The following is a 12,486-nucleotide window of genomic DNA, read 5'->3' as shown; positions in this document are numbered from 1 at the left end:
GGTTCCGGCGGGGGTTTCAGGGGGACGCAGTGGCGAACCGGATCGCGGCGACGTACAACGGCGCGTCGCAGACCAACCACACGGTCAGCTTCACCGCTCCCACGGCGGGGGCGCGGCTGATCCTGCTGGTGTCGTCGTACAACGGCGTCACGGCGGCGCCGGCCGGGTGGACGCAAGAGCTCGTGGTGACGGGCTACAACTTCCTCTACATCTTCACCAAGATCGCTGCGGGTACGGAGACGTCGGTCGCCTTCACCCTCTCCGGCGCCGGCATCGCCCATGCGGTGCTGCACGAGCGAGACGACTGCCCCACACGGCTGTTCGTCGGCTCTGGTGAGACGACGGCCACGTCGACGTCGGTGAGCGCCACCGCCACCGTTCCCAACATCACCACGGGCCGGGTGTTCGGCGTCCTCAACACCCCGACCGCCTCAGCGGCCAGCACCACCTGGAATCAGGGGCTGGCGCGGCACTTCGCGCCGACCGGTACCAGCAGCAACTCGGCGTTCGCGCACGGGCCGCTTCCCGCCGCGGGCTCGCGGACCTTCACCGTGTCGGGGTTGACCGCTTCGAGTAACCGGTCGCTGCTGGCGGTCATCGCCTACGGTGTGACCGACACGGCCGCGCCGACCGTGCCGGGCAACCTGCGCACCACGGCGGTGACGGGCACGCAGATCGACGTGGCGTGGGACGCCTCCACCGACGAGGTCGGCGTCACCGGGTACGGCATCTACCGGGACGGCGTCAAGCAGGGCGCCGACCAGGCCGGCCTGACCTACTCGTTCACCGGGCTGACGGTCGGCCAGAGCTACACGATCGAGGTGGACGCCCGGGACGGGGCCGGCAACCGGTCCGCGCGGGCGCAGATCGTCGTCACCACCGACGCGGTGCAGCCGACCGTGCCGGGCAACCTGCGCACCACGGCGATCGGCCACACGTCCATCTCCGTGGCGTGGGACGCCTCGACCGACGACTTGACCGGAGTGGCCGGGTATGGCCTCTACCTGGACGGCGCCAAGCAGGGCGTGGACCTTGCGGGCCTGGCGGCGACGCTGCCGGGGCTGGTGCCGGGGCAGACGTACACCATCGAGGTGGACGCCCGGGACGGGGCTGGGAACCGGTCCGCGCGGGCGCAGATCACCGTACAGACCACGCCGGACACGCTCGCCCCCACTGTGCCGGGCAACCTGCGTACCACGCAGGTGACGCCGTACAGCGTCGCGTTCGCGTGGGATGCCGCCTCCGATGACGTGGCGGTCGCCGGATACGGCACCTACCTGGGCGGGGTCAAGCAGGGCGTGGACCTGGTGATGCTGGCTCAGACCCTGCCCGGCCTCACGCCGGACACGGCCTATGTGGTCGAGGTGGACGCGGTGGACACCTCAGGCAACCGATCCGCGCGGGCCACGCTGAACGTCGCCACCCCGCCGGATGGGCCGCCGGGCACCCCGGCCGGCCTACACGCCACCGACGTGACGTACACGAGCATCAGCGTGGCCTGGTCGGCGGCCACCGATGACGTCTCCGTGGTCGGCTACGACGTGGGATTCGACGACGAGATGGTGGCCACCAACCAGCCGGCCATGACCGCGACGTTCACCGATTTGCGGGAGAACACGCAGCACACGGCTCGGATCTGGGCGGTCGACTCGGCCGGGCAGCGCTCGGTGGCCCCTGCGGAGCTGACCCTGTCCACGCTGGACGACACGCCGCCCACGCCGCCGGCGTTCACTGCGGCCGCCGGGGAGGACCGGATCACGGTCGCCTGGGAGCCGTCCGGCGACGACTTCGCGGTCACCCACTACGACGTGCGGGTCAACGGCGTGACCGTGTGGTCGACGCCGGGGGTGGACTATACGGTCGACGGGCCGGTCACCCGGCGGCGCACCGTGACCGGCCTGGATGCGGGCGCCCTGCATGCGGTGCGGGTCGTCGCGGTCGACAGCATCGGCCAGGAGTCGGCGGACAACACCCAGCTCGTGCAGACGACACCGACCCCGTTCCTGCCGCTGGCGACGCCGCTCTACCGGCTGGGCGGGTGGGCCGGCAACGTCCGCGACGCGCACGGCGTGGAGTGGGTCGTCCAGCGGGAGGAGGGATGGTCGTCGTCTCCTCCGGTCTCGCCGGTCGCGGCGCCGCTGGGCGGAGTCGACGGCGTGCACCCGGCGGCGGGCCGGTACGGCAAACGCACGATCACCTTGGAGGGGGTGGCGATCGCCCCGTCCCGGGCGGCGATGCTGGCGGCCAAGCAGCGTCTCGCCGGCGTGCTGCACCCGCGGCAGGTCGGGGTGTTGCGGGTGCAGGACGCCCGGTATACCCGGCAGGCCCGGGTGCGGCTGGTCGGCCGGGTGGAGATCACCGATGAGGGAGAGCGGGCGTTCACCTGGTCGCTGACCGTGTCCGCTGCGGATCCGCGCCGGTATGCCGTCGCCCCGGTCTCAGCGACGGCGGTCATCTCGGCGTTGCCTGGGCAGGCGTCAGCGACGCTGACTCTGGCGGGCACCTATCCGGAGATCCCCGCGCGGATCCGCTTGTACGGGCCGCTGCAGAACTGGACGCTCACCCATGAGGAGTCGGGGACGGTGATGCGGGCCATGCCCGGCACGGTGCTGCCGGCCAACTCGAGTTACAGCCTTGGGCTGGACTTGGCGACCCGGCAGGTGTGGGCGTACGTGCCGCCGGAGGTGTGGCCGGAGCCGCGGCCGGGCCGCTCCATGCTGGCCCACCTGCCTGCCTGGTTTCACCTGCTGCCGGGTCTCAACACGCTCACGTTGGCCGGTGAGCCGGTGGCCGGGCAGGTCGGCACGCCGCGCATGGCGGTGGAGGCGTTCGACGCCTGGGTGTGACCGCCCCCGCCGGGGGGACGTTAGCCGGCTGATTCGCCATGATCCCGGGTGCTTTGTCAGGCATCCGGGGGGCCGAATTGAGCATTGTGCAGGAGCGGGTCTACACGACGCAGACCCCATCGACGTCTCACACGATCACGTTCTCCCCGACGGCCGCCGATGAGCGGATCGTGGCGTTCGTGATGTCGTATGCCGGCGTCACGGGCGTTTCGCTCGGCTACGACAGCCTGGAGTGGGCCTCCAACACGATCGGGCTGCGCATCTACACCAAGCTCTCCAGCGGCGGGGACACCTCGTTCTCCGTGTCGTTGGGCAACTCCTCGGACCGGTTGTTCATCTGGATCTACGTCTTGTCCGATGCGACGGAGAACTACGGGTCGGCGAGCGGGGTCGGTACGTCGACGTCCCTGAGGATCGGCGCCAACGAGCCGATCCCGCCGGGCTGCGTCATGCTGCTGGGGGTCAGCCAGTACATGGTCGGCACCGACAACTCCTCAGTGAGCTGGCCGAGCGGGTTCAGCCACAAGGGCTACGGGCTCCGGGACTGGGTGGAGGGCACGGCCCGCCGGGTGTGGTCCTCCACCGCGGTCAACACCTTCCCCGGTTCGTCGGTGTCCATCAACCAGGCGCTGGTGGTCAACAACGGCGGCACGACGTACGCGTGGGGGGCCGCCCTGTTCGGGCCGCCAGAGGATGAGACTCCGCCGAGTGTGCCGAGCAACCTGCGGTTGACGGGGATGACGCCGACGTCGGTGACCGTGGCGTGGGACGCCTCGACGGACGACACCGGGGTGGCCGGGTACGGGCTGTATCTGAACGGGATCAAGGCCGGCGGCGACCAGTCGGCGCGGACGAAGACGTTTTCGAGTCTGGTCTCCGGGATGTCGTACAACATCCAGGTCGACGCCGTCGACGCCAAAGGTAACCGGTCGGAGAAGGCGGAGTTCACCGTCACGCCGATCAACGACACGACGCCGCCGGAGACGCCCGTGGTGCGGGTGACGTCGCTCGGGCCGGGGCGGATCACGGTGGCGTGGGAACGCCCCTACGACCAGTCCGCGGTGGTCGCCTACGGCGTGTACCTCAACGGCGTCAAGCAGGGGGCCGACCAGACCGCGCAGACGAAGACGTGGACGAACCTGACGCCGGGCGCCGTCTACACCATCGCGGTGGACGCCTTGGATCTGCTCGGCAACCGGTCGGTGAAGGGCGTCAAGACCGTCAAGGCGCAGTCGGATACGACGGCGCCGACCGCGCCGGCCGGGCTCGCGGTGGTGACCGCGTCCAAAACGTCGGTGACGCTCACCTGGTCGGCCAGCACGGACGACAACGTGGGCGTCGCCGGCTACGGCCTCTACCTCGGGTCGCTGCGGATCGCCGACATCACCTCCCGGGTGTTCACCTACTCGGGGCTGACGCCGGGGGTGACGTACAACCTCGGCGTCGACGCCGCCGACGACCTCGGGAACCGGTCGGCGCGGGTGCTGATCCAGGCGACCACCATGGAAGACCTGTCGGGGCAGGCGCCGCCGTACGAGTACGTCCTGTACGACTGGGACCGCCATGCGCCGCTCGACTCGTTGCCGCTGCAAAACGTGTCGTTCGAGCTGACCCTTGAAGGCAATGGGCAGTTGACCGGCGACATCCCGTTGTACGACGAGGCTTACACGGTCGGCCGGGTCGAGGCGGCCACCCTGCCGGAACGCACCATGCTGCTGGTGTTCCGCGGGGAGCAGTTCGTCGGCGGGTTCCGGGTGATCGACCCTCAGGACTACGACAGCGAAACGGGAGTGCTGCGGATCACCGCTGAGGAGGTCACCGGTATCTACGCGCGCCGCTATGTGGCGTTCACCGGGCCCCGGGCGGGAACGCTCGCGCACACGGAGATCGTGTGGTTGCTGGAGCACAACGCGAGCCCGGCCGATAAGCGGTGGCTGACCTTCGACGGGGTCGCCGGCACCGTGCCCGTGGACCGCGAATACCGGGCTGAGGAGTTCACCCGGATCCTGGACCAGGTCAACGACGTCGCGGCCGGGCCGGGCGGGTTCACCTGGTGGGTGAAACCGTCGTGGGACGCGGTCAACGACCGGCCCCGCTTCACCTTCACCCGGGTGTCTCGGGACACTCCGCCGGACACGGGCCTCGTGCTCGAATATCCGGGCAACGTGCGCCGGTTCAGCCGTTCCACCCGGCGCGGCCTGGCGACGAAGACGTGGGGGCAGCTGAGGCGGCCGGACGGCGGGGTCATGCTGTCGTCGGTGACGAAGGACGACCTGCACGTGGACGGGTGGCCGCTGCTGGAGGACGTGTTCCAGTTCGACGGGGTCACCTCGCAGGAGGCGTTGAACGCCGAGACGCAGCGGGCCAGCGCAGCGGCCGCGGGCCCGAAGCAGCTGTTTGAGTTCGTGCTGGCGGTGACGCCGAACGTGCGGTGGTGGGAGTGGGAGCTCGGCGGCAACGCCCAGGTCGTGATCAGCGACCACCTGTATCCGGCCAAGCCGGACGGTGCGGCCGGCCTGGACCGGGCGATGACGATCGTCAGCCTGCGGGTGGAGCCGGACTCCGCTGAAGGTGAGCTGATCACGATCACGACCGGCGAGCACACCGTCGCCGTCGACTAGGGGAAGGGGGGCGGGATGGCAGGCAACAGCGCGGGCAATCTGCGGCCGTTGGATCTGGCGGGGCTGGTGCGGGCCCTGGAGGCGAGAGTGAAGGCGCTGGAGCTGCAAGCCAGCGTTCGGCCGGTGTTCTTCATCACCGACGCGACCAGCACCTCCAGTACGACGTTCACCCGCATGGCCTGGTCCAGCTTCCCCCGGTCGGGCAGCTCGGTGACGGTGGATGTGTCGGTGTCCGGGGGAACGGGGTGTGAGCTGCAGCTACGGGCGGACGGAACGCAGATCGCCGCGGCCACCGTGACCAGCTCGGGGACGGTGACGTTGCAGGGGTTCCTGGCGGAGGGGTGGGCGTTCGGGGCGCGGAAGGTCGTGGAGGTGCAGGCCAAGGTGTCGTCGGGGACGGCGACGATTGCGGTGGTCGGAGCGTGGCACCGGTAGCCGGCTGGTGGCCCCGGGCTGACGCTATCTCCGTAAACGCCTAGGGTGCCGCCTCGATAGAGCAAGGGCCGGACGCGCGGGGGTGCAGGGTGGCCGAGCAGGAGCAGCCGGGGCTGGCGGGGCAGCTCGCCGACGTGCGGCGCATCGTCGAGGTCGGGTTCACCGAGACCAACGGCAAGCTCGCGGTGATCGCGCTGGAGCTGAAGCAGGGCGAGCGGCGCCATGAGGAGCTGGCCAAGACCGAAGCCGAGCACCACCGGAAGGTGACAGAGGTCTTGGAGGAGCACGACAGGCGTCTGCAGGCCGCCGAGACGAGCCGGGCGGCCGAGCAGGCGAAAGCGCAGACGCTCGTCGACCAGGCCAAGCGGTTCTCGGCGTGGGTGGCCATCGGGGTGTCGACGCTCGGTGTGGTGGTCGGCGTGGTCATCAAGCTGCTGGGCGGCGGCAGTTGATCACCAGGGAGACGTAAGCGGGAAAACCGGTCACCCTGCACGGCGCATGTCCGATCGATTCACAGGGGGAACCATGGTTCACCGCAGTCCGAGGCTTCCGGAGGCGTGGATCCGCGCCGGCCGGTCTCTGATTCAGAACGCTCTGTCGGTGGCGGTCATCGCGGGCGGCCCGGCGATCGTGGCCGCGGGCCAGGGCGGTAACGCGGATCTGGGGGCGCTGGGCCTGGCCGGTGGTCAGGCGGCGCTCGCCGCGGTGCTGGCGTACTTCCATCATCGGGTGCGTCCGGCCGGCGGGCCGAACCTGTCGGAGGCGCCGGTCCGGGCGGGCCGTTCCTGGTGGCAGAACCTGGTGTCGGCGGTGGTGGTCGCCGGTGGCGCGGCGGTCGTCAGCGCGGGGGGCGATGACCTGAAGACGCTGGGGTTGGCTGCTGGTCAGGCCGGCCTGGCGGCGCTGATCGCCTACGGCTACAACGTGGTCGCGCCGCGGAAGGGCGACGGTGAGGACCTGGGCGGGGGCGGCGGTTCGAGCGCCGGTTCGGGCGCCGGCGGTCACAGCATCGTTTGACCCGTGTCATCATGGGGGCATTGATTCCCTCCTGGGTATCAATGGTGTGCAGGGCGCTCCCCGGGGAGAGCCGCAATCTCGTTGATCCGGGTCGAGCGCCCGCACACGCCTCCTGAAACTTGAAAGGCCCGCACCTGCGCGAGGGGCGGGCCTTTCTCATTGCCAGGGGGTCACAGACCGGCGGTCACCGCGTTCTGCGGGACGGGCGCGGCCTCGTGCGGGTCGATGTACTTGCGGTAGCGCTCGTCGAGGTGGCGGGCTGCGGTGATGGGGTCGGCGGCGCAGGAATCATGGACCTGGGAGACGCAGGTGGGGCGTAAGCCGTCCCACACTGCTTGCGGGTCGTTGGCCAGGTGGTTCCAGTCGAGGTGACCGTGCTGGAAGTAGGCGAGGTCTTCGTCCATGCCGAGGGCGCCGGCGATGTCGGCCATGGTGGCGCCGTCGAGGAGGTCGGTGGTGATGGCGCGCGCCTGGAGCTCGTTGAGGATGCGGCGGAGCTGGACCACCGCGGCGGTGAGGCCGGCGGTTCCGCGGCGCCGGTGGCCGGCGGTGGGCACCAGCATGAGGCAGTGTTCGGCCAGGGTGAGTGCGGCGTTGGAGACACCGATGTGGGCGGCTTGGCCGCCAGTGAGGCACGGGGTGGGCCTGATCTCGAAGTCGTCAGGGTGGTGGTCAGACATCGGGATGGGTCTCCTCGGCGTCGCGGTGGGGTGCGTAGCCAACGGGTGAGGGTGGCAACCTGGTAGCTGGGTTTCTTACGGGGCTTAAAACCTCCGTCGGGCACAAGGTTAGAGATCTCCGTGCCGATCCGTAAGGCTTATCTCTCCTCCTTCTGCACGGTATCCGTACAACCCCTTTTGACCTGCTGGTTTTTTGGAGAGCGGGCGGGCGGGTGGGCTGGTTGACCTACTGGCGGTCTTCCACTACCCTCTTACTAAATGACCTGTAATATTCGAGCGGTTAGCGCGGATGTGGCCTATCGTGCCCCGCGCGTCCCGCACGAAGGCACAGGCAGTACGACCGCCGGGTGAGGGATTGCGGCCCAACCCCGGCTCTACCCAGGAGATCGGAGTCACCCTGTGACCAGCACCACCACTGAGGCCCCCGCGAAGCGGTGGCGGCCTGAGGGGTTCACCACCCGCCGCCCGACCGGCAGGACGTCGTGGCCGCTGATCCTCGTCGAAGGGCCGGAGTACACCGGAAAGACCTGGCACTGCGCCAAGCTGTCGGGCAGCGACAAGATCGGCCAGGCGTTCTTTCTCGACCTCGCCGAGGGACACTCGGACGAGTACATCAAGGTGCCCGGCGCGGACTACGAGATCATCGAACACGATGGGTCGTTCCGCGACATCATGGCGAAGATCGACATGGTCCGCATGGTCGCCGAGCACGCCGTCGCCAACGGCGACAAGCCCGTCCTGCTGATCATCGACTCGATGACCGCGATGTGGCGGCTGCTGTCGATGTGGGCCAACAACCGGGCCCTGAACAGCAAGGCGAACAAGAAGAAGCTCGCTGAGGACCCTGACGCCGAGATCGACACCGGCCGCAACTACTGGAACGACGCCAACGAGCGGCATGCCAACCTCGTGTCGCTGCTGCGTCGGATCCCCGGCATCGTCGTGATGACCGGACGCGGCAAGTGGGTGTCGGGCACCGACCGGGCGGGCCAGCCCACCAAGGAGAAGGAGTACACGCTGGAGACCCAGAAGAGTCTCGGCTACTCGACGAACTGCTGGGTGCGGCTCGACCGCGAGAAGAGGCCCATGGTCGTCGGTATGCGCTCCCCCGACCCGGCCAAGAGCATCAAGGCGGTCGTGGAGGCCCCTCAGCCCATCCTCAAGTCGGATTGGGACTTGGAGTGGCTGATCTTCAACCTCATGGAGCTCGACCCGGCCAACACCGCCGTACCGAACCTGGTCATGCCTAAGCCGGACCGCTCCCCCGAGCAGATCCGCGACGAGGCGCTGCTGGAGACCACCGGCTGGGAGCAGCTGCGCAAGCTGCACGAGGAGTCCACGCCGTTCCACGGGGTGATCATCACCAACGAGAACCGTGCGGACGAAACCCTCGGTGACCTGATCACTCGGCTGGCCATGGCGCGGCAGGTGATCGTCTCCGACCCGGCGACCGTCGCCTTGCTGAACGCTAAGGTCGACGCCGCTCCCACGGCCGCAGCGCTCAACGCGGTCGGCCAGACCATCAGCGCCGCGATCGCCGCCCGCAAGCTTGGGGAGCCCGAGCGCTCCGAGCTGTATGAGAAGTACAAGGCGCGCATGGCCCATCTTCGTGCTGCTGAGCAGGCCGTGAAGCTGGCCAAGGAGACGCAGGAGGCCGGAGCATGAGCACCCCCGACGAGACGACCGGGGCCCCCGTCCAGGGGGCCCCGGCCCCGGGCCCGGCCCTGGGCCGGGCTGGAGCCAGCCACGTCTACCTGGTCGGCCGCGTCCTGGAGGAGCTGGCCAAGGCCCTGTACACCTACGGCGACGCTCACCTCACCTCGACCACGGCGAACGGCGCGCTGCTGCTGCCTGTCGAGGATCGCGAGAGCGCGTACATCGGCCCCCACCGCATCGGCCGCGTGCAGATGTACGCGCCGAAGAAGACGGCATCGCTCAAGCCCGACCACCCGGCGCTCATCGCCTGGGCGAAGGAGCGCGAGCACTACCGGCACAACGTGCTCACGATCGAGATCCTCGCCCCCGCCGTGGTGGCGGCGTTGAAGGCGCACGCCGTCAAGGTCGGGGCGGCGGTCGACAAGTACGGCGAGCCCGTCCCCGGCCTGACGGTCTCCGAAGGAGACCCGACGCCGACGAAGTCCCTGGACAAGGACTTCATGGCCGAGCTTCTGGCGCCGGAGCGGATCGAGCAGCTCGCCATGGACATCATCGCCGGGGCGGTCGCGCTGCCGGGCCTGACTCCGAGCATCGAGAAGGGCGAGCAGGCATGAGCCGGAAGGACTTCCTCACCCGGACATGGGATGAGCGCGCCCGCTGCAAGGGCAAGGACGTCAACCTCTTCTACAAGGACGACGAACCCCAGCAGGGCGACGCCGGGCGGCCGACGTACGACGAGGCCAAGGCCAAGCGGATCTGCAAGCGGTGTCCGGTCCGTGCCGAGTGCCTGGCCGACGCGCTGAGCACGAAGGACTTCTACGGGGTCCGCGGCGGGATGAACGAGGAGGAGCTGCGGGCGGAGAACCGCCGGCGGAGGCGCCGCGCCTCGAACGCCCGCGTCGCTGAGCGCAAGACGCAGCAGGAGGCGGCCGCATGAGCGCCTTCTTCCAGATCGAGGAGCTGTTCGGCCGGGCCGCTGAACTGACCTGGATGGACCGGGCGGCGTGCGTCGGCTCCGACGGTGATGCGTGGTTCCCCGAGGAGGGCGGGCGGCCCTCCCCTCAGGTGCGCCGGATCTGCGACGGCTGCCCGGTGCGGGAGGACTGCTTGGCCTACGGGTCCGACTGGCCGGGCGTGTGGGGCGGCAAGACGGAGCGGGCACGGAGGAAGCACGACGCGTGACCAGGGACAACAGGGCGGGGTGGGAGCCGTACGGTTCCCACCCCGCCCTTAATGATCTTGCTGGTTGGACGTTAACTTTCGCATGTGCTTTGGTCCGCCTCCCCCGGGCCCGCTGCCCGCGTCCGACCGCAACGGACACGGCGCGCGCCCGGGGCATCGGAAGCCCCACGACCGATAGGACCTGTGCAATGCTCAACACGGCCCGCGCCACCAGCCCCAGCTGGGCGGCTCACGCCGATGGTGATACCCCGGGCCAAACGGCAGTAGGTTGTGATCAACAACCCCATAACGACAAACGGCGGCCCCTCACGAGGCCGCCGCGCCGCCGGAACAGCGCGCCAACGCTGGACCGGACGGTGACCACCTCACGCACCGCTAAGCACCATGAGGAGACCACCGCCGTGAGCGTACCGAACGCTGCCCGCAGACCCATACCGGCACCCGCCGCAAAAACCGCCTCCCACGGCGCGAATCGCCTGGTGATGAGCGCATGAGCAAGCTGCGTAAGCGTCAAAGCCGGTTCGTTCAGATCCCCTCGTCCACCATCCGCGACAAGCGGCTGAGCTTCCGGGCCCGCGGCATCCTGGCCTACCTGCTCGATATGCCCGACGACTGGGACGTGCGTTCCGAGGTGATCGCCGCTGACGGCAAGGAAGGCCGCGAGGCCGTCCGCACCGCGCTGCGCGAGCTCGGCGTGCAGGGATACTACCGGCTGGAGCGCCGCCAGCTCCGCGACGGCACGTGGGAGATGGGCACCGCGGTCAGCGAGGAGCCCGTGCCCGACTGGGCCGCCCAGTGGGCCGAAGCCGGCGGCGGCGCCGTCACCGTGATCGAGCAGAAGGACGGCACCTTCAAGGTGCAGCGCAAGGACGGTCGCCTCACGGGTGACGGGTTCGACAAGCCCGCACCGCCGACCCCCGCCACCATCGACGACATCGACGACGAATCCGCAGGTGACACCGAAGACAGGTTTCCGGGCCCCGGTTTTCCGGGCGCCGGTTTCCCGGACGTCGGTTCGCCGGATTCCGGTTTTCCGGGCGTCTTTAACAAGACAGAGACACATGACAGAGACACAAAGGGGTTTCCTCCCGCCGTAGGCGGAGTGCAGCACCGTAAGGAGCCGGACGCCGCGGCCGTTCCGGCCGGAAGGGCAAACCTGCGACGAGGACCCGCCACCACCGGGCAGGAGCCTGCCTCCGGGGAGAACCCCCACCGTCCCGACGCCCCGGCGGGCTCCCCCGCGCTGACGGTGTGCCAGATGCTCCCCGAACCTGTGCGGACCCGCATCAGCACCAACGCCTCCGGCAAGGTGCTGACCGTAGCGCAGCGCGAACTTCGGAACCGGTCGATCGCCGAACTGTGCGAGCGGATCGAACGGCGGTGGGAGGGCTGGCAGCGGCTGAACCCGCACGGCCGGATCACGGACGGGGTCGCGCTGGCCATCACCCTGCTTCAGAGCCGCCAGTGCGCCAACGTTCGGTGCGAGGATGGCGTCGGCCTGGACGACGGCGAGCCGTGCACGGCATGCGCCGCCCGGCCCCGCACCCCCCGGGCCTCCGCGGTGGACGGTGGGGGTTCTCCCCCGGCGCCCGCTCCGGCCGCCGCGCCGTCCGTGCCGAGGCCTCGCGCGGACTCCCAGACGGTCGCTGAGGCGCTGTCGGCCCCCGCCGACGTTCCGGACGCTCCCCGCCCGGCGCCGAAGCCCGCCCAGAAGCCCCCAGTGGCCCGCAGCGCGGAGACTGAGGATCTTCTGGCCCGGTTCCGCCGCCCGGCACCCACGGAGCGTCTGAAGGCCGCTCAGGCGGCTTTGACGATCATCTGCCCCATCGGCCGGTGCGCCGCCCCCGTAGGTGAGCCGTGCCGCACCGAGGACGGCGAGGCGATCCCGCTGCAGCGCACCCACAGCACCCGCATCCAGCAGGCCCGAAACCCCCAGCGCGGTGAAACCGCCGCCGAGGACCTGGTCGCCCAGGTCCTCAGCGACGCAGCGGCAACCACCAGCTCATGAGACGGCGCCCGACACCGGTCTGCAGGTGACCGGTGTCGGTC

Annotated in this window: 11 protein-coding genes; 10 read left to right on the top strand and 1 reads right to left on the bottom strand. The window is 69.8% G+C overall.

All coding sequences use genetic code 11. The annotated features are described in order from the left end of the window. Positions 1–29: 29 nt before the first annotated feature. The 5 genes from ACQP10_RS38160 (at position 30) to ACQP10_RS38140 (ending at position 6,919) form a co-directional block, all read left to right on the top strand. The gene (locus ACQP10_RS38160) at positions 30–2,846 is read left to right on the top strand and encodes a fibronectin type III domain-containing protein (protein WP_433541981.1); all 2,817 of its coding nucleotides are present in this window, start codon (positions 30–32) and stop codon (positions 2,844–2,846) included. An 86-nt stretch (positions 2,847–2,932) separates the two neighbouring features. Continuing rightward, positions 2,933–5,467: a fibronectin type III domain-containing protein gene (locus ACQP10_RS38155; protein WP_433542112.1), complete on the top strand. Its 2,535-nt coding sequence runs from the start codon at positions 2,933–2,935 to the stop codon at positions 5,465–5,467. Positions 5,468–5,482: 15 nt separating this feature from the next. Then, the gene (locus ACQP10_RS38150) at positions 5,483–5,902 is read left to right on the top strand and encodes a hypothetical protein (protein WP_433541980.1); all 420 of its coding nucleotides are present in this window, start codon (positions 5,483–5,485) and stop codon (positions 5,900–5,902) included. Between the two features lie 89 nt (positions 5,903–5,991). Then, positions 5,992–6,354 (top strand): hypothetical protein, encoded by a 363-nt coding sequence (locus tag ACQP10_RS38145; RefSeq protein WP_433541979.1) that lies wholly within the window; start codon positions 5,992–5,994, stop codon positions 6,352–6,354. Positions 6,355–6,502: 148 nt separating this feature from the next. Then, complete coding sequence (locus ACQP10_RS38140) at positions 6,503–6,919, top strand: hypothetical protein (RefSeq protein ID WP_433541978.1); 417 nt, start codon at positions 6,503–6,505, stop codon at positions 6,917–6,919. A gap of 170 nt (positions 6,920–7,089) precedes the next feature. Here the strand turns inward: ACQP10_RS38140 and ACQP10_RS38135 are convergent, their stop codons facing one another. Continuing rightward, a complete protein-coding gene (locus ACQP10_RS38135) occupies positions 7,090–7,599 on the bottom strand; it encodes a hypothetical protein (protein ID WP_433541977.1) in 510 nt (169 codons plus the stop codon). 399 nt (positions 7,600–7,998) lie between these two features. On the opposite strand from ACQP10_RS38135, the gene ACQP10_RS38130 reads away from it, so the two are divergent. The 5 genes from ACQP10_RS38130 to ACQP10_RS38110 all read left to right on the top strand — a co-directional run bounded on the left by ACQP10_RS38130 (position 7,999) and on the right by ACQP10_RS38110 (position 12,445). Next, positions 7,999–9,264, top strand: coding sequence for an AAA family ATPase (locus ACQP10_RS38130; RefSeq protein WP_433542110.1), 1,266 nt, complete (start codon positions 7,999–8,001; stop codon positions 9,262–9,264). Continuing rightward, the gene (locus ACQP10_RS38125) at positions 9,261–9,869 is read left to right on the top strand and encodes a hypothetical protein (RefSeq protein ID WP_433542109.1); all 609 of its coding nucleotides are present in this window, start codon (positions 9,261–9,263) and stop codon (positions 9,867–9,869) included. Before ACQP10_RS38130 ends, ACQP10_RS38125 begins: the two co-directional genes overlap by 4 nt. Continuing rightward, on the top strand, positions 9,866–10,192 hold the full coding sequence (locus tag ACQP10_RS38120; RefSeq protein ID WP_433542108.1) for a WhiB family transcriptional regulator: 327 nt from the start codon (positions 9,866–9,868) through the stop codon (positions 10,190–10,192). Before ACQP10_RS38125 ends, ACQP10_RS38120 begins: the two co-directional genes overlap by 4 nt. Continuing rightward, positions 10,189–10,437, top strand: coding sequence for a WhiB family transcriptional regulator (locus ACQP10_RS38115; protein WP_433542107.1), 249 nt, complete (start codon positions 10,189–10,191; stop codon positions 10,435–10,437). Before ACQP10_RS38120 ends, ACQP10_RS38115 begins: the two co-directional genes overlap by 4 nt. A 490-nt stretch (positions 10,438–10,927) precedes the next feature. Next, positions 10,928–12,445, top strand: a complete 1,518-nt coding sequence (locus ACQP10_RS38110; RefSeq protein ID WP_433542106.1) for a hypothetical protein — start codon at positions 10,928–10,930, stop codon at positions 12,443–12,445. The last annotated feature ends 41 nt before the right edge of the window (positions 12,446–12,486 follow it).

It is taken from the genome of Streptosporangium sandarakinum (assembly GCF_050942225.1).
In the GTDB taxonomy this organism is placed as follows: Bacteria; Actinomycetota; Actinomycetes; order Streptosporangiales; family Streptosporangiaceae; genus Streptosporangium; species Streptosporangium nondiastaticum.
The sequence above is the reverse complement of the archived record's forward strand: the minus strand, read 5'-3'. Positions and strand labels throughout refer to the sequence as shown.

Coding starts and splice junctions, on each gene's coding strand:
- ACQP10_RS38125 (WP_433542109.1), top strand. CDS start 9,261: ATGAGCACCCCCGACGAGACGACCGGGGCCCCCGTCCAGGGGGCCCCG.
- ACQP10_RS38120 (WP_433542108.1), top strand. CDS start 9,866: ATGAGCCGGAAGGACTTCCTCACCCGGACATGGGATGAGCGCGCCCGC.
- ACQP10_RS38135 (WP_433541977.1), bottom strand. CDS start 7,599: ATGTCTGACCACCACCCTGACGACTTCGAGATCAGGCCCACCCCGTGC.
- ACQP10_RS38150 (WP_433541980.1), top strand. CDS start 5,483: ATGGCAGGCAACAGCGCGGGCAATCTGCGGCCGTTGGATCTGGCGGGG.
- ACQP10_RS38110 (WP_433542106.1), top strand. CDS start 10,928: ATGAGCAAGCTGCGTAAGCGTCAAAGCCGGTTCGTTCAGATCCCCTCG.
- ACQP10_RS38115 (WP_433542107.1), top strand. CDS start 10,189: ATGAGCGCCTTCTTCCAGATCGAGGAGCTGTTCGGCCGGGCCGCTGAA.